The sequence below is a fragment of the Xanthomonas sp. WHRI 6108 genome, assembly GCF_040202385.2.
Lineage (GTDB): Bacteria > Pseudomonadota > Gammaproteobacteria > Xanthomonadales > Xanthomonadaceae > Xanthomonas > Xanthomonas arboricola.
Genome location: NZ_CP168198.1, coordinates 1,652,163 through 1,673,107, shown reverse-complemented (window position 1 = coordinate 1,673,107; position 20,945 = coordinate 1,652,163). Strand labels below are relative to the sequence as shown.

At 66.1% G+C, this 20,945-nt stretch carries 19 protein-coding genes; 7 read left to right on the top strand and 12 right to left on the bottom strand.

The genetic code is table 11. The features are described 5' to 3' along the window. The first annotated feature begins 66 nt into the window (after positions 1–66). A complete protein-coding gene (locus ABQ039_RS07205) occupies positions 67–1,101 on the top strand; it encodes a LysR family transcriptional regulator (RefSeq protein WP_054592674.1) in 1,035 nt (344 codons plus the stop codon). Between the two features lie 892 nt (positions 1,102–1,993). Here ABQ039_RS07205 and ABQ039_RS07200 read toward each other — a convergent pair. From ABQ039_RS07200 to ABQ039_RS07160, 9 genes are all read right to left on the bottom strand, one after another. Next, positions 1,994–2,719 (bottom strand): OmpA family protein, encoded by a 726-nt coding sequence (locus tag ABQ039_RS07200; RefSeq protein WP_016902719.1) that lies wholly within the window; start codon positions 2,717–2,719, stop codon positions 1,994–1,996. Between the two features lie 290 nt (positions 2,720–3,009). Beyond that, positions 3,010–4,428 (bottom strand): deoxyribodipyrimidine photo-lyase, encoded by a 1,419-nt coding sequence (locus ABQ039_RS07195; protein ID WP_349778478.1) that lies wholly within the window; start codon positions 4,426–4,428, stop codon positions 3,010–3,012. 102 nt (positions 4,429–4,530) lie between these two features. After that, a complete protein-coding gene (locus ABQ039_RS07190) occupies positions 4,531–5,961 on the bottom strand; it encodes a replicative DNA helicase (protein ID WP_047130779.1) in 1,431 nt (476 codons plus the stop codon). Positions 5,962–6,183: 222 nt separating this feature from the next. Then, on the bottom strand, positions 6,184–6,738 hold the full coding sequence (locus ABQ039_RS07185) for an NADPH-dependent FMN reductase (RefSeq protein WP_046342202.1): 555 nt from the start codon (positions 6,736–6,738) through the stop codon (positions 6,184–6,186). Positions 6,739–6,814: 76 nt separating this feature from the next. After that, complete coding sequence (asnB, locus tag ABQ039_RS07180) at positions 6,815–8,755, bottom strand: asparagine synthase (glutamine-hydrolyzing) (RefSeq protein WP_349778477.1); 1,941 nt, start codon at positions 8,753–8,755, stop codon at positions 6,815–6,817. 31 nt (positions 8,756–8,786) lie between these two features. Continuing rightward, a complete protein-coding gene (locus ABQ039_RS07175; RefSeq protein WP_184610920.1) occupies positions 8,787–9,431 on the bottom strand; it encodes a glutathione S-transferase family protein in 645 nt (214 codons plus the stop codon). Positions 9,432–9,555: 124 nt separating this feature from the next. Next, positions 9,556–12,126: a DUF3857 domain-containing protein gene (locus ABQ039_RS07170; RefSeq protein WP_349778480.1), complete on the bottom strand. Its 2,571-nt coding sequence runs from the start codon at positions 12,124–12,126 to the stop codon at positions 9,556–9,558. A gap of 58 nt (positions 12,127–12,184) precedes the next feature. Continuing rightward, entirely contained in the window at positions 12,185–13,360 is a 1,176-nt protein-coding gene (locus ABQ039_RS07165; RefSeq protein ID WP_016902712.1) for an acyl-CoA dehydrogenase family protein, read from the bottom strand. 159 nt (positions 13,361–13,519) lie between these two features. Beyond that, entirely contained in the window at positions 13,520–14,311 is a 792-nt protein-coding gene (locus ABQ039_RS07160; RefSeq protein ID WP_006451921.1) for a glycine zipper 2TM domain-containing protein, read from the bottom strand. A gap of 145 nt (positions 14,312–14,456) precedes the next feature. On the opposite strand from ABQ039_RS07160, the gene ABQ039_RS07155 reads away from it, so the two are divergent. Both ABQ039_RS07155 and ABQ039_RS07150 read left to right on the top strand, forming a co-directional pair. Further along, complete coding sequence (locus ABQ039_RS07155; protein WP_039528164.1) at positions 14,457–14,672, top strand: DUF6116 family protein; 216 nt, start codon at positions 14,457–14,459, stop codon at positions 14,670–14,672. Continuing rightward, positions 14,672–15,439 (top strand): TatD family hydrolase, encoded by a 768-nt coding sequence (locus ABQ039_RS07150; protein ID WP_054591586.1) that lies wholly within the window; start codon positions 14,672–14,674, stop codon positions 15,437–15,439. Before ABQ039_RS07155 ends, ABQ039_RS07150 begins: the two co-directional genes overlap by 1 nt. A 38-nt stretch (positions 15,440–15,477) precedes the next feature. Here the strand turns inward: ABQ039_RS07150 and ABQ039_RS07145 are convergent, their stop codons facing one another. Continuing rightward, a complete protein-coding gene (locus ABQ039_RS07145) occupies positions 15,478–16,308 on the bottom strand; it encodes a ThiF family adenylyltransferase (RefSeq protein ID WP_054591587.1) in 831 nt (276 codons plus the stop codon). Positions 16,309–16,381: 73 nt separating this feature from the next. Between ABQ039_RS07145 and ABQ039_RS07140 the strand changes: the two genes are divergently transcribed. Both ABQ039_RS07140 and ABQ039_RS07135 read left to right on the top strand, forming a co-directional pair. Further along, complete coding sequence (locus tag ABQ039_RS07140; protein WP_054591588.1) at positions 16,382–16,810, top strand: hypothetical protein; 429 nt, start codon at positions 16,382–16,384, stop codon at positions 16,808–16,810. A gap of 167 nt (positions 16,811–16,977) precedes the next feature. Beyond that, positions 16,978–17,460, top strand: a complete 483-nt coding sequence (locus ABQ039_RS07135) for a glycine zipper 2TM domain-containing protein (protein WP_016902706.1) — start codon at positions 16,978–16,980, stop codon at positions 17,458–17,460. A 221-nt stretch (positions 17,461–17,681) separates the two neighbouring features. Here ABQ039_RS07135 and ABQ039_RS07130 read toward each other — a convergent pair whose 3' ends face one another. Further along, the gene (locus tag ABQ039_RS07130; RefSeq protein ID WP_003483561.1) at positions 17,682–17,897 is read right to left on the bottom strand and encodes a cold-shock protein; all 216 of its coding nucleotides are present in this window, start codon (positions 17,895–17,897) and stop codon (positions 17,682–17,684) included. A 227-nt stretch (positions 17,898–18,124) separates the two neighbouring features. On the opposite strand from ABQ039_RS07130, the gene ABQ039_RS07125 reads away from it, so the two are divergent. Together ABQ039_RS07125 and ABQ039_RS07120 are read left to right on the top strand one after the other, a co-directional pair. After that, on the top strand, positions 18,125–18,610 hold the full coding sequence (locus ABQ039_RS07125; protein ID WP_046342196.1) for a DUF456 domain-containing protein: 486 nt from the start codon (positions 18,125–18,127) through the stop codon (positions 18,608–18,610). A gap of 206 nt (positions 18,611–18,816) precedes the next feature. Continuing rightward, positions 18,817–19,950: a phospholipase A gene (locus ABQ039_RS07120; RefSeq protein WP_349778476.1), complete on the top strand. Its 1,134-nt coding sequence runs from the start codon at positions 18,817–18,819 to the stop codon at positions 19,948–19,950. A gap of 338 nt (positions 19,951–20,288) precedes the next feature. Here ABQ039_RS07120 and ABQ039_RS07115 read toward each other — a convergent pair whose 3' ends face one another. Continuing rightward, a complete protein-coding gene (locus ABQ039_RS07115; RefSeq protein ID WP_180969661.1) occupies positions 20,289–20,927 on the bottom strand; it encodes a carbonic anhydrase in 639 nt (212 codons plus the stop codon). Between the last annotated feature and the right edge of the window lie 18 nt (positions 20,928–20,945).

The window sequence follows — 20,945 nt, the reverse complement described above, 5'->3', positions numbered from 1 at the left end:
CGGATTTAGGGGAATAATCGTCCCGTAAGCGGTCTAATCCCTCCTGACCCCCGGAAGGCAGTCCCCATGACTCACGATCTCAACGACACCCTGATCTTCGTCAAGGTGGTCGAACAAGGCAGCTTCATCGCAGCCGCCAATGCGCTTGGCCTGCCCAAGACCACCGTCAGCCGCAAGGTGCAGGAACTGGAAACCCGCCTGGGTGCCCGCCTGCTGCACCGGACCACGCGCCGCATCGGCCTGACCGAAGCCGGCTCGGTCTATCACGAACATTGCCAGCGCATCGCACGCGAACTGGAAGAAGCCGAGAGCGCCGTCGGGCAATTGCAGTCCGGCCCGCGTGGCTGGCTGCGCTTCACCGTGCCCTACTCGCTGGGCATCACCTGGATCGCGCCGTTGCTGGGCGAGTTCCATGCGCAATACCCGGAAATCCAGCTGGACATGCATCTGGGCAACGAGAAGCTGGACCTGATCGGCGGCGAAGCCGATCTGGCACTGCGCGTCGGCGCGCTGCCCGATTCCAACTTGGTGGCACGCAAGCTCGGCAGCCTGCGCACGCAGGTCTTCGCCAGCCCGTCCTACATCGAGCGCTATGGCGAGCCGCTGCATCCGGACGAGCTGCAGTTCCATCGCACGCTGGCGCTGCGCAAGAACCGCAACGTGCACAACAACCGCTTTTTCTGGTCGCTCAGCGACGGCAGCGATGTGCGCGATTTCCCGGTCAATCCGTTGATGGTGGCCAACGATCCGGCTGCGCTCAATGGCGCGGTGTTATGCGGCGAAGGCTTGCTGTTGACCGGCGATGTGATGGCCAAGCCCTTCGTGCAATCGGGTCTGGTGCGCCGGGTGCTCGCGGGTTGGACCGGGCCGGAGGTGGACTTCAACGCGGTGTTCGCCGGCGGCCGCCTGGTCTCGCCGAAAGTGCGCGCCTTCGTGGACTTCCTGGTGACGCGGATGAACTTCGACGCGGACTACATGATGGCGCAGTGCCCCGCGCGTCTGGCCGCGCAAAAGGCCGACAACGATGCAAAGATCGAGGTCGGCGCAGACGCGGAACTGCGTGCAGAAGGCAAGCGCATCCTGGAAAACGTCACGGCGTAGTCCGTAATCAAATAGTCGCCTAACGGAGCACCCTTCTCCCCCCTCGGGAGAAGGTGTCCGAATGGCGGATGAGGAGACGTTTTGCCCGTACGAGCGAAAACTTCCTGGCTGCTACAAATCTCGAATCCCGAATCCCGAATTTCTGCAGGGGTGTCGGGGCCATCCGGCGCCGGTACGGCTTGTCGCGGCGAATCACCATGACCGCTGTCGACCGATGCAATCTTGAAGCGACCGCGCGCGCGCTTTAGCGTGGTCTGGAGATCCGAAGCTGCGTTGTCAATGCCTAGCGATAACGTCTAGCTGCAAGTCAAAAGATCAGTCGGTCGAGTGCGCGGTGCCCTCACCGCTTGCGGGACACGCCGTGAATCCGTCCATGGAGGCTCCTCGGCGGCATCCATGCCGCCGAGGGTCCCGCAACCGGCAAGGACACCGCACCAGAGAGTTGGTCGGCTGCTTTTTTAAGGATTGTTACTCGGCTTGCGATAGCAGATGCGACGTTTATAGCTTGCGTGTTGAAAGCACGTTTGTTGCTCGGCTTGCGACGGGAAAATGGTGAGAGTTTGATCGAACACTTAGTGCTCCAAGCAACGTACGGCATGCTCTGCTTGCAAACATGCACACCGACCATCTTCGATGGCCCTTGCCCGCCCACCGTCGCGGGACCTTACGCGGCATGGATGCCGCGTAAGAGCCTACAGGGACGTACTTGCGGCGTGTCCCGCGAGGGTGGGCGGGCAAGGGCCCTGCAGAAAACCCTCAGATCGGCAGCTTTGCACCCGATGCGCGCCTGATCACAAAATTCGTAGCGCAAAAAAACAGGCCGCTTTCGCGGCCTGTCTTGCTTACCCATCGCGGCTCGTCAATCGACTCGCCACGATTCAGTGCGGCAGACTCAACGCATGCCCGTGTTGTTGCCGGCCCCCTCCGAGCGTAGCGGGATCAGGCGGATTTCGACGCGGCGGTTCTGTGCGCGGCCGGCATCGGTGCTGTTATCGGCGATCGGGTAACGCTTGCCGGCGCCCATGGTTTCCATGCGCTCGCGCTGCACGCCTTGTGCGGTCAGATATTGCGCGACCGCGCCGGCGCGTTCTTCGGACAGACGCTGGTTGACCGCGTCGCTGCCGACGCTGTCGGTGTGACCGACCACTTCCACCATGGTCTGGTTGTACTCGCGCAGTGTGGACGCCACGCCATTGAGCGCGCTGTAGAACTGCGGCTTCAATGCAGACTTGCCGAAGTCGAAGGTGATGCCGTCGGGCAGGTTCAGGGTGATGTTGTCGCCCTGGCGCTGCACTTCGATGCCGGTGTTGGCGGTGCGCTCGCGCAGTGCGCGCTCCTGGCGATCCTGGTACTGGCCAACCGCCGCGCCACTGAGCGCGCCGATGCCGGCACCGACCATCGCATGCTGACGACGCTCGGTGGCGCTGTCGCCGGTCAGCAGACCAGCGGCCACGCCGATCGCGGTGCCGATCAGCGCATTGCGGCCGGTGCGGTTCTGCTGTTGGGTCTGCTCGCCATACTGGTCGCGCTGCACATACGAGCCGCCGGTGGCGCAGGCGGACAACGCAATGGCGCTGGCCAGGGCAACGGCAAGGCTCTTGGTGGCTGCTGGGGACATGGTGTTCTCCTGTGGCCGGACCATCCGGCACTCAATCGTGTCGGCGAGGATAAACAGGCCAACGCGACTGGCGCATGATGAAACCGACCGCCGATCGCGCGCGGCTAGTGCTGCATTCAGGAAAACGTTTTCTGCGTGGGCAGCACCATGTATCCGCGTCACGCATTCGATGATGTGCGAAACAAGCGTCGCCGCACACGCATGCAACGTTTCAGCCTTGCAGAAGAAAACATGCAGAAGTGAGCATCAGCTGACCACGCAATCAGGAAGTCGCTCGCCCTGGCGCGCGCTTAGCCGCGCGTCTTCGCATACGCCGCCAGCGCCGCATCGCGGCCTTCGGCCAGGCCGATGATCGGCGTGCGCGGATACTTCGGTGCCAGACGCGCCAGCGACAACGGATGCAGCCACGGTGCGAAGCGCTCCTTCACCGCAAGCTTGCCGAGCTCAGGTACCCAGCGCGTGATGTAGGCGGCCTGCGGATCGAACTTCTCCGCCTGCGTGACCGGATTGAACACACGGAAATACGGCGCTGCATCGGCGCCGGTACCGGCCACCCATTGCCAACCCAGGGTGTTGTTGGCCAGGTCCGCATCCACCAGGGTGTCCCAGAACCAGCGCGCGCCTTCGATCCAGTGCACGCGCAGATGCTTGCACAACAGGCTCGCCACGATCATGCGCACGCGGTTGTGCATCCAGCCGGTGTGCCAGAGCTGGCGCATGCCGGCATCGACGATCGGAATGCCGGTGCGGCCCCGCTGCCAGGCCTGCAATGCGACCGGGTCTACCTTGGCCCAGTCAAAGCCTTGGAAACGCGGGTTGAGATTCTGGTTTGTGGTGTCGGGAAAATGGTGCAGCAGGTGATACGCAAAATCGCGCCAGCCCAGTTGGCGGATATAGCCGTCGATCTCGGCACCGTTGCGTGCATTGCGATTGGCTTCCAGCGTGCTGGCGATCCGCCACGGCGCAATCTCGCCGAAATGCAGATGCGGCGACAACTGCGAGGTGCCGACCCGGTCGGGCCGGTCGCGGTTGTCGCGATACCCGGACAGCGCGCCATCGATGAAGATTTCCAGCATCTCGTGCGCGCCGGCCTCGCCGGGCTGCCAGTGCTCCCAGAAGCCTCGGTCCCAGTCCAGCGCCGGCAGCAGCCCCAGCGTGTCCAGCGCAGCGCTCTTCAATTGCGCAGGCAACGGCGGCAGGCTGCGCGGTGCCGGCACGGCAGCCGGCAATTGCAGCTGCGTAAGCGCATTGCGCCAGAACGGGGTGAACACCTTGTAGGGGCCGCCCTGCTGCGTCGTCAACTGCCATGGTTCGACCATCAGTGCGGAGTTGCAGCTCTGCACTTCGATCCCGCGCTCGCGCAGGCTGCGCTTGATCTGCGCATCGCGCGGCTGCGTGGCCGGCTCGTACTTGCGGTTCCAGTACACCGCCACCGCCTTGGTCTGCGCGATCACCTCATCCAGCACCTGCGCGCTGTCACCGGCGCGCATCACCAGACCGCTGCCCAGTGCGCGCAGGGCCGCATCCAGCGCCGCGAGCGAGCGATGCCGCCAGCTCCGCGAGGCGGCACCCGGCGTCCACTCGCCCTCTTCGTGCGGCGCATCGATATACAGCGGAATCGGCTGGTGCCCTGCATCCAGCGCAGCCTGCAAGGCCGGGTTGTCCTGCAGGCGCAGATCGCGACGGAACCAGACGATGGCGTAGGACATACAAGCTCGGCAGCGGCGATGAGGCGCGCAGCATAAGCCAGCAGATGCAAGGATGGCGCGATGCCGCAGCGACGGATTGTCGCCCGGCATCACGCAGGAGGTTTATTCGAAACTGCCCACCGAATCGTGGGCCAGATTGTCGAATCGAGTGTATTCGCCGAAGAACTTGAGCTTGCACGACCCGGTCGGTCCACCGCGGTGCTTGCCGATGATGATCTCGGCCAGGCCCTTGTCCGGCGAATTTTCCTTGTTGTAGTAGTCGTCGCGATAGATGAACACAATCATGTCCGCGTCCTGCTCGATCGCGCCGGATTCGCGCAAGTCGGCCATCACCGGGCGCTTGTCGGTCCGCGTTTCCAGTGAGCGGTTGAGCTGCGACAACGCAATCACCGGCACGTTGAGCTCCTTGGCCAGGCCCTTGAGCGAACGCGAGATTTCCGAGATTTCGGTCGCGCGGTTTTCGCTGTTGCCCGGCACCGACATCAGCTGCAGGTAGTCGATGACGATCAGGCCCAGGTCGTGCTCGCGCTTGAGTCGGCGGCACTTGGAGCGCAGCACTTCCGGCGACACGCCCGGCGTGTCGTCGATGAAGATCTTGGTTTCCTTCAGCATCTTGATCGCGCCGGTCACGCGCGCCCAGTCCTCGTCTTCCAGTGCGCCGGTACGCAAGCGTTGCGCATTGATGCGGCCATTGGACGAGATCAGGCGCATCGCCAGCTGCGATGCCGACATTTCCATCGAGAATACCGCAACGCCCTTCTTGGATTTGATCGCGGCGTATTCGGCGATATTCAGCGCGAACGTGGTCTTGCCCATCGCCGGACGCGCGGCCAGGATGATCAGGTCGGTCGGCTGCAGGCCGGAAGTCATCGCATCGAAATCGTTGTAGCCGGTCGGCAGGCCGGTGATGTTGCCGCCGTTTTCGAAACGGCTGCGCAATTCCTCAAAGGCGTCCTTCAGCGCGCCCGGCATCGCCACGAAGTCGGTGCGCCCGCGCGCGCCGGCCTCGGCGATCTTGAACACCGCCTTTTCCGCCGACGACAGCAACTCCACGCTGTCGCGCCCCTCCGGCTGGAAGCCGTCGTTGACGATGGTGGTGCCCACTTCGATCAGCTGCCGCAACACCGCCTTGTCACGCACGATCTCCGCGTATGCGGCGATATTGGCTGCCGAAGGCGTGGTGCTGGCCAGCTCGATCAGGTAGGCGCCATCGCCGACCTGCTCCAGCTTGCCCTGCGATTCGAACCACTCGCCCAGGGTCACCGCATCGAAGGGGCGGTCCTTCTCGTTCAGTTCGCGAATCGCACGGTAGATCAGCCGGTGATCGCGGCGGTAAAAGTCGTTTTCGGTCAGCTGGTCATTGACCCGGTCGAACGCATCCGGCGCCAGCATCAACCCGCCGAGCACGGCCTGCTCGGCCTCGACCGAATGCGGCGGTACCCGCAACTGGTCAAGCCGCGGCTCGGGACGATCGTAATCGTCGTCGTCGCGATCGCGATTGCGCTTGGAACGGAAACCAGGACGAGCGGACATGGACAAACAGACCTGACACGAGGGAGACGAGGGCAGGAAGCATAGTCATCGGCGGCGCCGACGACCATGCACAACTCTGTGGATAACTGGTGGACAGCCGGTGCATCACCGTTCTACGCGACCGCTGTCGCAACCGCCGAGACGCTTGCTGCGCCGGGGTTTGCACCGCGTCACCGGTGCCAGTTGGCGGCTGTCTCCAGGCCCAACGCCGCTGTGGTCAACTCAACGCTTGGACTGTTCCACCAGGCCCAGGAAGGCGTCGACGAAGCCCTGCAGGAACTTGCGGCTGTCGGCGTTGGCGACCTGGTCGTCGGCGCCGAACAGGCCGTCCTTGTACTGCAGGAAGACTTCCGGCTGGCCGAGCACCCGCATGTCCAGATACGACAGCACATTGCGCAGGTGCTGCTGCGCGGTGGCAGTGCCGATCGCCCCGACCGAGATGCCGACCACGGCGGCCGGCTTGCCCGCAAACGCGCTGTCGCCGTAGGGGCGCGAGCCGGTATCGAGGGCGTTCTTGAGCACGCCGGGAATCGAGCGGTTGTACTCCGGGGTGACGAACAGCACCGCGTCAGCCGCCCGGATCTGCTGCTTCAGCCGTGTGCCCTCTGCCGGGTAATCGCCATCATGGTCCTGGTTGTACAGCGGGATGTCGCCGATCTCCACATACTCGAACACGGCCTTGTCGCCGGCCAGATGCTCCAGCGCGCGCGCCAGTTGGCGGTTGTAGGACGCGGCACGCAGGCTGCCGACCAGCACGGCGATGGTGATCTTGCTCATGGGGAACGCTCCATTGGGGGAATCAGCGCCCGACTCTAGTCAGCCTGGCGCTCAGACCCGGTGAAGCGCGGCTGCCTCAGCGGCCGATCGCGGCGCGTTGGCTGCGCCAATGCACCTGCCAGGCCTGGAACATCAGCACCGTCCACAGGTGCGTATGCCATTTGCGCTCGCCGCCATTGAAGTCGCGCCACAGCCCGGCCACGGTGTCGGCGGCGAACACGCCGTCGCGCTCCAGCGTGGCGTGCGCCAGCAGATCGTCGGCCCAGCCATGCAGGTCGCCACGCAGCCAGGCACTGACCGGCGCGCCGAAGCCGCGCTTGCCGCGGTAGACCATCGGATCGGGCAGATAGCGGCACAGCACGCGCTTGAGCAGGTATTTGCTGACCCCGTCGCGGTACTTCAGCGACAGCGGCAGCGACCAGGCGAACTCGGCCACCCGCCAGTCCAGCAACGGTGCGCGCGCTTCCAGCCCCACCGCCATGGTGGTGCGGTCCACCTTGCACAGCAGATCGTCGGGCAGATAGGCGGCAAAGTCGGCCAGCATCATCGCGTCGGCCGACGTGCCGGAACCGTGCAGCGGGTCGGCCAGGCTGTAGAAACTGTCGGGCTCGGTCGCGCCCAGCACCACCGCGGCCGGATCGCGCCAGCGCGAGATGCGGTTGCGGTAGATGTCGCCGATGCCGCGTGCGCCGGCCTCGGCCACCAGCGCGGCCAGGCCGCCGGTGCGCGAAGACTCGCCGTTGCGGCGCGCCGCCAGCGCCATCAAGCGCCGCAGCGGCCCCGGCACCAGCCCATGCATGCGCCAGTTGCGCAGCGCACGCTGGTAACGGCCGTAGCCGAAGAACAACTCGTCGCCGCCATCGCCGGACAGCGCCACCGTCACCCCGCCGCGCGCCAGCCGTGCGACCAGCGCGGTCGGCACCTGCGAGGCATCGGCGAAGGGCTCGTCGAACATGTCCGGCAGGGTCGGCACCACCGCCAGCGCGTCGGCGCCGCTGACATACAGCTCGGTGTGGTCGGTGTGCAGATGCGTGGCCACTTCGCGCGCCAGCGGCGCTTCGTCGTGATGCGAACCTTCGAAGCCGATGCTGAAGGTATGCACCGGCTGGGCGCTCTGCGCCTGCATCATCGCGGTGACGATCGACGAATCGGTGCCGCCGGACAGGAACACGCCCACCGGCACGTCGGCCACCATGCGCAGCGCCACCGCATCGCGCAGCACTGCGTCGAGCTGTTCCTCGGCCTGTGCATCGCTGCCGGTGAACGGCGCCGCCAGCGCGCGCTGCATCGCCTCGCGCGCGTTCCAGAACGGCTGCTGCGCCTGGTCCGGCCGATGCGCCGCCGCGCCGGCCGCCACCATCTGCGCATCCAGCCGCAGCACCCGCCCGGGCATCAACTTGAAGGTGCGCTCGTGGATGCAGGCCGGCGCCGGGATGTAGCCCAGCCGCAGCAGCAAGGTCAGCGCATTGCGATCGACCCCGTTATCGAAGTCCGGATGCTGCCACAGCGCCTTGAGTTCGGACCCGAACACCAGGGTGTCGCCGGCCCAGCCGTAGTACAGCGGCTTCTTGCCGACGCGGTCGCGGGCCAGATACAGGCAGTTGTCGCGCTCGTCCCACAACGCCAGCGCGAACATGCCGTTGCAGCGAGTCAGGGTGTCGTCCAGCCCCCACTCCACCACCGCCGCCAACAGCACTTCGGTATCGGAATGACCGCGGAAGCGGTGCCCAAGCGCGGACAGCGCCGCGCGCAGCTGCGCGAAGTTGTAGATCTCGCCATTGTAGGCCAGCACATACCGGCCATCGGCCGAGCGCATCGGCTGATGGCCCAGCGGCGACAGATCCAGGATGCTCAAGCGTTGATGCGCCAGCGCCACGCCGGCCTGCGCATCGCACCAGGTGCCGGCATCGTCGGGGCCGCGATGACGCAAGGCCGCGCCCATCGGCCGCACCAGCGCATCGAGTTGTTCGCCATGCATGCGTGGCGAGGCCAGCAGCAGTCCAGCCAATCCGCACATCGTCAGTGCTCCTGCCGGCAGCGCAGGCCGCTCATGCCGTCACCGTGCCGGGTGCAGGCGCCGGCATTGCGATAAAACCGGGTCCTGCCTGCACGCGCTGCAGCCAGGCACCGATCGCCGGCCAGCGCTCCAGATCGAAGCCGCCATCCTCGGCGCAATGGGTGTAGGCAAACAGCGCGATATCGGCGATGCCGTAGTCGCTGCCGGTAAACCAGAGGTGTTGCTGCAGATGCTGTTCCATCACGGCCAGCGCCTGCTCGCCGCGGGCGCGCAGCTGCGGCAGTTCGGCGCGGCGCGCGGCATCGCGCGGCGTCCACAGGCTGATGAACCGCGCCACCGCCACATACGGCTCATGGCTGTATTGCTCGAAGAACATCCAGCTCAAGGCCTGCGCGCGCTGCCACGCGTCGGTGGGCAGATACGGGGTACCTTCGGCCAGCCAGAACAGGATCGCGTTGGATTCGGTCAGCACGCGGCCGTCGTCGCGCTCCACCATCGGCACCTTGCCGTTGGGATTCTTGGCCAGATACGCGGGCGTGCGGGTTTCACCTGCGGCGCTGTCGACCTCGACCCAGTGATAGCGGCTGCCCAATTGCTCCAGCAGCAGGCGCACCTTGTAGCAGTTGCCGGAACTGGACATGCCATGGACGGTCAACGGGGGACGCACGGTCGACATCAAGCTGGCTCCGCGGCAGCAACGAGGGGCTGGCAGTGTCACAGCCCCGGGGGCCTTTGCAAAGCCCTGCACCGATTCTGCTGCAAGGCGTGGCCGCGGTTGCGTGCGCTGCCGGTAGCGCGGCTCAGCGCATCACCACCAGCGCCACCGGCACACCCAGCACGGCGACCAGCATGCCCAGCACCGACAACGTCAATGCCAGCGCACCGAAGGCCCGCGCGCGTGCGCAGCCGGTCGCACCGGCAACCGCCTGGACCGCGGCGATCGACCACCACAGCCCGCCCAGCAGCAGCATGAGCACCGCCATGGTCACCTGCGCCAGCCCGGCCGGATCGTGCACACCGGTTCCGAACAGGACGATATCGCCGCCAACCGCGGCCAGCGCCGCCAGCAGGCAGACCAGCCAGGGCAAGGCGCTGCCCAGCAGCGCCGGCAGCAACACCGCAAACTCCGCAGTGCCGCCCATCCAGCGCAGCATCCACTGCAACAGCACGCAGCCCACCAGCGCGATGGCCAGCATGATCGCCACGGCGATGGCGTGCACCCACAACGGCTGCGGAGACACCCACATCCAGCTCGAGAGCACCAGGATCAGGCCGAACACGCACCACGCGCTCCAGCGCGCGCCGGCCTGCGTGTGCAGGCGCTGCACAACGGTGTGCGGATCGAACAGCATTCCGCCCAAGCCACCGCCGCGCCACCAGGCCAGGCATGCCAGCACCAGCACGATCAGCGCCAGCAGCGCGGCCAGCGGATAGACGAAGACGTGCATCTCCAGCGGCTGTCTGCGCGGCTGCGGCTTGAGGTCGTGATTGAAGTACAGCAGGTCGCGGGCACGCTCCATGTCGGCGGCTGCACGCTTCACGCCGCTGGCGGGAATGCGGTCGGACAGCCGCTGCCACTCGCCGACGATGACGATGCGTCCTTCGTGCGTGGAGACCGTGCGCGAGAACCGGAACCACGGGTTGGCGACCACCTGCGTATCGGCTTCCACCCGTACCGCCGGGTCGACCCGCACCCGCACCGTCTGCCGCGCCAGCCGCGGGCCGCCCAGCGCCAGCGGGCTCTTGCGCGCCGCCGTGGGCAGGGCGTCCATCCATTCGCCGAGCTGGAACAGCGGAAAGCCCAGCTCGTCGCCCTCGTCGGTCGGCCACTCCAGGCGGTAGGCCTCGTGCGTGCGCACGTTCAACACATCGGCCGCGTCGATGGTCGGCACGCCGACCTGGGTCAGCGCGGTGTAGTACTGCTGCATGAATTCCAGGTAGTGCTCGCCGACCGCCTGCGCACCGTTGTCGTCGAAGCTGGTCGCCACGCGCTCGCCGCGTCCCTGGCGATACGTCGTGTCCACGGTGAAGGTCGCCACGCGCTGCGGCTTGCGCAGCGAGATCACGACCTGCTCGTCCACCTCGACCTGCGGCAGCGTCGGCATCGGCGATGGCACCGCCACCAGGTCGCGCTGCCCGGCCACGACCGGCAGGCCGCGCACGAACGGCAACGGCCGGCGTTGCGCCAGCGGGCCTTCTTCGCGGTCGCGCGTGGCATCCACCCATACCTCGCCCTGCGGCAGGTGCGCGCGCACCACCACATGGTCGAACGCGTAGGGACTGGGCAAGCGCAGATCCAGCCCGTGGCCCTTGTCGCTGCTCACCAGCACCGGCTCGGCGCGGATGCCGGCCAGTTGCAGCAGCGCGATCAACAGCGTCGCCTTGTCCTTGCAGTCGCCGTAGCGATTGCGCAGCGTCACTTCCGGCGTATGCGGCGCGTGCGAGTTCTCGCCCATGTCCAGGCCGACATAACGGATCTCGCCCTGCACGAAGGCCACTGCACGCAGCAGTGCGCCCTGCGGGTCGTCGCGGCGCAGCTGCAGGTTCTGCACCATCCCGTCGGCAACGCGCGCGTCCTTGAACGCGTGCGGATACAACTGCGCTGCCCATGCCGCCACCGCCGCCCAGTTGCCGGCAGTGGAGACTTCGATCCGGCCATACGGATCGACATCCTCCGGGGTGTCCTTTTCCTCCTGCACGGCGGGCAGGTCGCGTGCGGCGATGTCCAGTGTCGCCACATCGCCGGTGCGGCTGACGTTGCGGCTGAAGCCTGGCGCAGTCACCCGCCACTGCAATCCCATGCCGGCCGGATGCCGCACCCGCACCCGGCGCTCGCCCAGCGCTACGCCGTAGCGCGCATCGAACACGTCGTAATAGCCCTTGCCGAACACCGGATTGCTGCCGGTGATGGTCACGCCGTAATCGACCCGGTCGCCCACGCGCAGGTCCGGCAAGGTGATCGACAGCGTCAGCGCGCCATCGATCAGCCCGTCTTCCAGTCCGCTTTCGCGGCGCAACCGGGCGTAGTGCGCCTGCTTGCGCATGTCGATGCGCTTGCCGTCACGCCAGACCTCCAGGCTGTTGAGCGCCAGCTGCTGGTACTGCGGCTGGTAATCGATGGAGATCTGCCCGGCCTCGTCCAGACTTTTCGCACGCTGCACGGTGTAACTGAGGCGGCGATACGCCTGCGGCGCCGCGCCGGTCAGATCGACCTGGTCGGATACCAGCTCATAGCGCAGCCCGCTGGCACCGGGCACCTTGTCGGGCACCGCATCGGCGATGACCCAGTCCGGTGGCGGCGCCATGCGCGGCGCCTCGCTGGCCTGTGCCGGTGCGATCACGCTCGCCACCACCGCCAGCACGCAGCGCATCCAGAACACGCCACGCAGGCGTCGCCTCCCATCCCTGTCGATCAACACCCACTCCTCGTCAAAACGCATTGAGTCCCGTCAGCGCACGCCCGACCACCAACTGATGCACGGTCTCGGTCCCCTCGTAGGTGATCACCGATTCCAGGTTCAGCGCATGCCGGATCGCCACATGCTCGGTGGTGATGCCGGCCGCGCCCAGCAGATCGCGGCACTCACGCGCGACGTCCAGGGCCATGCGGCAATTATTCCACTTTGCCAGCGAGATCTGTTCCGGCCGCAGCTGGCCGGCCTGCTTCAGCCGCCCGAGCTGCAGCGCCAGCAGCTGCGCGGTGGAAATCCGCCGCGCCATGTCGGCCAGCTTGATCTGCGCGCTCTGCGTGGCCGCCAGCGGCCGGCCGAACAGGATGCGTTGCCCGCTATAGGCCAGTGCCTCGCGCAGACAGGCCACCGCCGCGCCGATCGCGCCCCAGGCGATGCCGTAACGCGCCTGATTGAGGCAACCCAGCGGCGCCTTCAGACCGGCCGCGTTCGGCAGGCGCATCTGCTCCGGCACGTAGACGTTGTCCAGGAACAAGCCCGAGGTCACCGATGCGCGCAGGCTCATCTTGTGTGCGATGTCCTGCGCACTGAAGCCGGCGCTGCCGGTCTCCACCAGAAAGCCGCACACGCCGTCGTCGGTATGCGCCCAGATGATCGCCAGGCCGGCAATACTGCCGTTGGTGATCCACATCTTGGCCCCGTTCAAGCGCCAGCCGTCGCCCTGCCGTACCGCGCGCGTGGTCATCGCGGCCGGATCCGAGCCGCCCTGCGCTTCGCTCAGCCCGAAACAGCCGATCAGACGGCCGGCGGCCATCTCCGGCAACCAGCGCTGGCGCTGCTCGTCGCTGCCGTAGGCATGGATCGGGTACATGCACAGCGAGGACTGCACGCTGACGAAGCTGCGCAGGCCGCTGTCGCCGCGCTCCAGTTCCTGGCAGATCAATCCGTACGCCACCGCGCCCAGGCCCGCGCCGCCATCGCGGACCGGCAGGCTGGCGCCCAGCAGGCCGAGCTCCGCCAGTTCCGGTACCCATTCGCGCGGAAAGCGCCCTGCATCGAAGGCATCGCCGATCGCCGGCAGCACCCGCGTATCGGTGAAGCGCGCCACCGCATCCTGCACTGCCCGCTCTTCGTCGGTCAGCAGCGCACGCACATCGAACAGATCATCGGGGCGCACCGGCATGTCGGCTTCCACTCCAGGAGAAGTGGCGATTATCAGCCAGTTGCCGGCCGAACATGGCGGCGACCTGTTCAGCGCACGGACGTCGTCACCAGCGCCTGAAAACGAAAAGAGCCGGCAATGCCGGCTCCTTTCCTGCCAACCAGCGATCCTGGGCGGATCGCTGCCAGCGGTTTACTGACGCGTGCTGCCCGCATCCACACGAACGCCCCTGTCACCGGCGGTCGAAGCGGTCTGGGTCACCAGCTGACCGTCGACCACTGGCAGGCGATCGCTGGCCGGCTTGTCGTTCATGCGCACGGTCTTCTCGAAACCGTCGTAGCGGTAGGTCACGTCGTAGGCCACCACGTTGTCCGCATCGCCCAGCGAGATGCGCTCGCCCGGCTTGCTGTCCATGCGCATGGTGCCGGTGGTGCCGTCGGCATTGCGGTAGGTCACGTCATAGCCGACCACGCGCGAGGACTGCGAATTGGCATTTTCGGTATGGCACTGGCGCTCGGTGCGATCCACCACGCGGCCGCCGACATGGTTGCGGTCCACGCGATTACCGACCATGCCGCCACCGACCGCACCGGCCACCGTGGCCAGCTTGCGGCCGTTGCCGCCGCCGACCTGGTTGCCGAGCAGACCGCCGATCACCGCACCGGCGACGGTGCCGCCGACATTGCCATCGCGCTCGGGCAGACGTTCCTGCACCACCACGTCGCGGCAGACTTCGCGCGGCGAGGAGCTGGTGGTGGTTTCGCGGATGGCTGCGCTGTTGACGACCTGCGCGTACTGCGGCTCGCGCTCGGTGATCGGGGCGACCTTGACCACGTCGGCATATTCCAGACCACGCGGTGCCGGCTCGCCGTTGGCGACGAAATCGCCGGACGACGGGCGATTATTCATGAAGGCGGCCGTGGCCACGCCTCCAACCAGCAACGCACCAGCAGCGACCAGTATAGTTGTCGTATTGCTCTTCATGATCCAGCTCCGTGCGGACACGCCGCGTTGTTGACGGCGTGATTCCAGCACGCGAACCCTGAACAAAAACGCCCTCGCTCATGAACGCCGCAGTTAAGTTCAGCTAGCGGTTATTTCATGCACTTCTAACAGCCGGAGCATCCGCATGCGCAATCCCGTCACCTCGCGCGCCCTGGAGTGGGCCAGCACCCTGCGCTACCCCACCTTGTTCAAGCTGGCGGCGGCGCTGTTTCTTGTCGACCTGGTGATGCCCGATCCGATCCCGTTCCTGGACGAGCTGCTGTTCGGCCTGACCACGCTGCTGCTGGCCAACTGGAAGACCCGCAAGGCACCGCTGCCCGCGCCGGTGCGCCGCGATTGATGCAGTTGGTCGATAGCCACTGCCATCTGGATGCCGGCGAGTTCGACCACGACCGCGCCGCGGTGATCGCACGCGCGCGGGCAGCCGGTGTCGTACAGCAGGTGATCCCGGCGATCACCGCCGCCAGCTGGCCGGCGCTGCGCTCCGTCTGCACCCAGGCCCCCGGGTTGCACCCCGCCTACGGGCTGCACCCGATCTTTCTCGATCAGCACCGCCCCGAGCATCTGGAGCTGCTGGCTGAGTGGATCGAGCGCGAGCGGCCCTGCGCCATCGGCGAGTGCGGGCTGGACTTCTATCTGGACGGGCTGGACGAGCAGATGCAGCGCGATTATTTCGACGGGCAACTGCAGCTGGCCAAGCGCTTCGAGCTGCCGCTGATCGTGCATGCGCGGCGCGCCACCGAAGAAGTCATCGCCCGCATCAAGGCCGTGGGCGGCCTGCGTGGTGTGGTGCACAGCTTTGCCGGCAGCCCCGAACAGGCGCAGCAATTGTGGAAGCTGGATTTCATGATCGGCTTGGGCGGCCCGGTGACCTACCCGCGTGCCAATCGCCTGCGCGGCCTGGCTGCAACGATGCCGCTGGACTGGCTGCTGCTGGAAACCGATGCACCGGATCAGCCCGACGCCAGCATCCGTGGCCAACGCAACGAGCCGGCCTACCTGCGCACGGTGCTGGACTGCATCGCACAGCTACGCGGCGAGGCGGCCGAGCACATCGCCGCGCAGACCACCGCCAACGCACGGCGGTTGTTCGGGTTGCCGGGCTGAGCGCACTGCCCGTTGCCGCATGACACGGCAACGCGCACTCACCCCGCCGAGGCAGCCTCGGCAACAGGTCTGGCAGCAGCCACCTTCGGCTTGAGCAACATCTCCAGCGCCTTGCCCACCGCGACAAACGCAAAGGTGCCGGTGATATGCGTGGCTGCGCCCAGCCCGGCCCCGCAATCCAGCTTGAGCGTGGCGTCGGCATCCAGCTGCGGGCGGATGCCGCAGACGCTGCCATCGGCCTGCGGGTATTTGACGTTCTCCAGCGAGTACACCGCCGGCACGCCGAAATAGCGCTGCGGATTCTTGGGGAAATTGAACTCGCTGCGCAGCTTCTTGCGGATCAGCGCCAGCATCGCGTCGTGTTCGGTGCGCGAGACATCGCGTACCCGCACCAGGGTGGGATCGGTGCGCCCGCCAGCGGCGCCCACCGTCAGCAAGGGCAACTTGCGTCGGCGACACCAGGCGATGGTTTCCACCTTCACCCGGAAGCTGTCGCAGGCATCGATCACCAGGTCGAACGTATCGCCGAGCAGCTGTTCGATATTGCCGGCGGTGAGGAACGACTCCACCGCATCGGCGTCGATTTCCGGGTTGATCGCCACGCAGCGTTCGGCCATCGCGCGCGCCTTGTTACGTCCGTACTGCCCGGCCAGCGCCGGCAGCTGCCGGTTGGTGTTGGACACACACAGGTCGTCGGCATCGATCAGGCGGATATGGCCGACGCCGGTACGCGCCAGCGCCTCGACCACCCACGAGCCCACGCCGCCCATCCCCACCACCGCCACGCGGCAGGCGGCCAGCCGCTCGACCGTGCCGACTCCGTACAGCCGGTCGATACCGGCAAAGCGTTCACGCCATTGTGCTTTCATCGGCCTATTTTACGCGCGCCGCTCAGCGCGCGCCCATCGACCTATTGAAGCCCGCGTCCACGGAGGTCCGTCCATGCCCGCCCCGCCCACCGAACAATCGCGCGCGTCCCGCTATGCCTTCCTGCTGGTGCTGGGCATCCTGATCGGGCTGGTGTGCACGGTGATGGTGGCGCGCGTGCTGCAGGCCAGACGCAACCCGGTGCCGGACAGCCTGATGCAGGTGATGGCTTACCAGCTGCGCGCCCTGCAAGCCGATACCGATGGTGGCTGCAACTCCACACGCCAGCGAGCGCGACTGCAATCGTTGCGCCTGCTTGCCGGCGAACTGGAGCCGGCCTTTCCGGACATCGGCGAGGACCGCCGCTTCGGCGAGCATGCCAGCGCCCTACGCACGGTCCTGGACCAGGCACAGCGCACGCCGCCGGCGGATTGCGCCGCGCTTGCCGCACTCAGGCCACAGATCAATGACGCCTGCGAGGCCTGTCATCGCGACTTCCGCTGACCCGCCATCGCACCGCCGCATCGATGCGCACGGCGGCGGTGGTGAACAGGACGCTCGGGTTTCGTTAAGCCTGGAGTGATCCAGTTGGCAGACCGTTCACCCTGACCAACCCAGGATGACGTCGCCGCGGCCCTGACCGCTTTTTCGAACCACCCCGGAGAGACCTCATGAAGACCCGACTGCTCGTCATTGGCCTGGCTGCAACCGCGACGCTGGTTGGCTGCGCCACCTCCCAGCCCCAGTACGGCAGCTACCGCGGCGACCGCGGCTACGACCAGGGCTATTCGCAGCCGCAGGCACGCTGCGTGGATTGCGGGATCGTGACCCGCATCGATGAAGTCGGCCCGACCCGCAGCGCTCCCACCGGCACCGGTGCGGTGCTCGGCGGCATCGTCGGCGCGGTGGCCGGTCGCCAGATCTCCAAGGAGACCGGTGGCAGCAAGGGCAACAAGAACGTCTCGGCCGTGGCCGGTGCCGCCGCCGGCGCGCTGGCGGGCAATGCGATCCAGAACAACGTCACCAGCGACAGCTTCGATGTGCAGGTGCGCATGGACGACGGCCGCGTGATCGTGGTGAACCAGCGCGACCTGGCTGGCGTGCGCGAAAATGCCTATGTGCGCGTGGTCAACGGCAAGGTCGTGCTGCGCTGATCGGCGCACTTACCAGTAGCAGTCAGGAAAACCACTGCGCTCACCGCTAGGACCGCGCAGTCGGCACCCGGAATCGACATGCATCCACGTGTACTTCGATTTCTTCGTGCCCGCCTGACGACTGCTCGCTACGTTCGATGCGCCAGTGTTGGCGAATGACAGAAAGGCCCGGCGACGGGCCTTTCTGCTGTCTGCACGATGGCCGCGGTGTTGCGCCGCGCTCAGACCACCTGCACCGCATCGGCCTGCAGGCCCTTCTGTCCCTGTACCACGGTGAAGCTGACCTTCTGGCCTTCCTTGAGACTCTTGAAGCCCTGGATCTGGATCGCACGGAAGTGGACGAAGACGTCCTCGCCGTTTTCGCGACTGATGAAGCCAAAACCCTTGGCGTCGTTGAACCACTTCACGACACCATTCTCGCGTTCGATATTGGACATCTCGGCTGACTCCCTACGACACTGTGATGGACTGACGGTGGTGGCTGTGATTGCAAGGAGGAAGCGAGGTACAAGGATGTAGCGGATCGAACGATCTACCGCATCAGGCCACGATTCACGGTGACCGTTGCAAACAGCAGCGCTGGCAACTTAACCCGCACCAAACGAATTTTCAAGCACCTCTTGCGCAATTTTGTCAAGCCTGAAACAGGACATTTTTAAACATCATGGACATCACCGTCGTCTACTACATCCTGGCTGGCGTGCTGGTCCTGATCGGCCTTGCCGGGGTCGTCCTGCCGGCGCTGCCAGGCCTGCCACTGGTGTTCGCGGGACTGCTGGTGGCCGCCTGGGCCGATGGCTTTGCCCATGTCGGTTGGGTGGCGCTGGTGATTCTGGGCTTGATGACGGCGTTGTCGTTTGCGATCGACTTCCTCGCCACCGTGTATGGCGCCCAGCGGGTCGGTGCCAGCAAGGCGGCACTGTGGGGCTCGGTGATCGGCTCGGTCGTCGGCATCTTCTTCATGCCGATCGGCTTGTTCGTCGGGCCGTTCGCCGGCGCGTGGCTCGGCGAGTATTGGCAGACCCGCAAATCCGACCAGGCCACCAAGGTCGGCTTCGGCACCTGGCTGGGCATCGTGTTCGGCACCGCGACCAAGCTGGCACTGGGCCTGTGCATGCTGGGCGTGTTCGCCATCGCCTGGTTTTTCTAGCGGATTTCCAGCGTTCACCGAGGCTGATTGCGTCGGTTGATCACCTGGACGATGACGGCCCAGCCGCCCACACGGTCGCAGACAGCAGCCGATTGCAGGCGTCGCCCGGATGTTATGCCACCGTGTACACACCGCGTATGCAGGCGCGACCGTTAAGCTTGGCATCTGACGCGCCTGCCTGGCGCCTTTATTCGGCCAGACTGCCCATGTCCAAGCACCGCACCTGTCCCTTGATGCTGATTGCCCTGGCGGCCGCGCCATTGGCGCACGCACAGGAAATCGCCCCCACCCCCGCCTCGCCGCAGGCCTGCACCTCCGTCACCTCGGACGCGGCACGCCTGGCCTGCTACGACCAGGCGCTGGGCTATACCCCGCAGCTGACCGCCGAGGCCGATGCCGCCGCGCAGATCGCCAAGCAGAAAGAGTCCAAACCGCAGGACGAACGCGCCATCAGCCGCGTCGGCGACTTCTTCCGTGCCGACGGCCAGGATCAGCCCAAGGCCGAGGCGGTCGCCAACGCTGGCCGCGGTTCGTTGCTGGACCGCCGCTGGGAGCTGGCCAAGGACTCCAAGCTGGGCACCTTCCAGTTGCGCGGCTACAAGCCGGTGTATCTGCTGCCGGCATTCTGGACCAGCGACTCCAACCGCACCCCGCAGTCGCCGAACCCGGCCAACTCGGTGTCCACCCCGCAGCAACTGGACAGCACCGAACTGAAGTTCCAGCTCAGCTTCAAGACCAAGGTGGTCGAGGATCTGTTCGGCGACAACGGCGACATCTGGATGGGCTACACCCAGAGCTCGCGCTGGCAGGCCTACAACACCGATGCCTCGCGCCCGTTCCGCGAAACCAATTACGAGCCGGAAGCGATGCTGGTGTTCCGCAACAACTACAGCCTGTTCGGCTGGAAGGGCCGCATGAGCGGCATCAGCATCAACCACATGTCCAACGGCCGCGAAGATCCGCTGTCGCGCTCCTGGAACCGGGTCATCCTCAACATCGGGCTGGATCGCGAGAACTGGGCACTGACGCTGCGCCCGTGGTTCCGCATCAAGGAAGACCGCGCCGACGACAATAATCCCGATATCGAGGATTACATGGGCCGTGGCGACGCCACCCTGGTCTACAACAAGGACGGGCATGAAGTGGCGTTGATTGCGCGGCATTCGCTGCGCGGCGGCGACCGCTCGCATGGCTCGGTGCAGCTGGATTACGGCTTCCCGATCACCAACCTGCTGCGCGGCCACGTGCAGGTGTTCGACGGCTACGGCGAAAGCCTGATCGACTACAACCACAAGGCCACCTACATCGGCCTGGGCGTGTCGTTGCTGGAGTGGTTCTAAGCACATCGCACCGCTGCGCTGAGCAACGTCGAGACCATTGAAAAGCCGGCATGCGCGCATGCCGGCTTTTTTGCGTCCGGGATTGCAGGCCTGGAGCGGTAGACGTGGCAGGCAGTCGTCAGCTCGGCGCGCAGGAATTGCAGCGCATGCCGATTCCGGACATGGCCCACGCCTGCCTGGCGGTGAAAGCAGCAGCTTGATAGCCGCTTCTGGTTCCGCAGCGCTGACGATCACGCTGCCCCGCGCATATATAGGCTGCTCCGCACCCTCCGCACATATAAAAAAGACAGCGCAGGAGATCATCCTGCGCTGTCTTCATGAAACGGCTTTGGCAGCGATCAGACGTCGAAGAAATCGACCTTGCCGTCCTTCAAGGTGTAGTACGCACCGACGACGCGGACATTGCCCGCGCGCAGCGGTTCGAGCAGCGCCGGCTCGGACGCGCCGCGCAGGCGGTCGACGGTGCGCTTGACGTTGGCTTTGACCGAGGCCGCCAGCAGGTCGTCGCCGCCCTTGCTCTTGGCGGTCAGCACGGCCGGGACGATCGGCTCGATCATCGCGCCGATCGCGCCCGGGAAGAATGCGTTCTTTTCCACCACCGACACCGCCGCGGCGACCGCGCCACAGCTCTCGTGGCCCATCACCACCACCAGCGGCACGCCAAGCTGGCTGACCGCGTATTCGATCGAGCCCAATGCCGTGGTGTCGACGGTATTGCCGGCATTGCGGACGATGAACATCTCGCCCAGGCCGCGCCCGAACAGCAGCTCCGGCGGCACGCGCGAATCCGAGCACGACACCAGAATCACGAACGGGGTCTGCCCCAGCGCCAGTTCCAGACGGCGCTTGCTGTCGGAAATGACCTTCTTGGGGCGGTTTTCCACGAAGGCGGCGTTGCCGTCACGCAGCACCTGCAATGCCTGCTCGGCATTGAGATCGGTCTTCTTCGACGGCGCCGCGCCTGCGGCGAACGGCAGTGACGCGGCGGCGGCCGC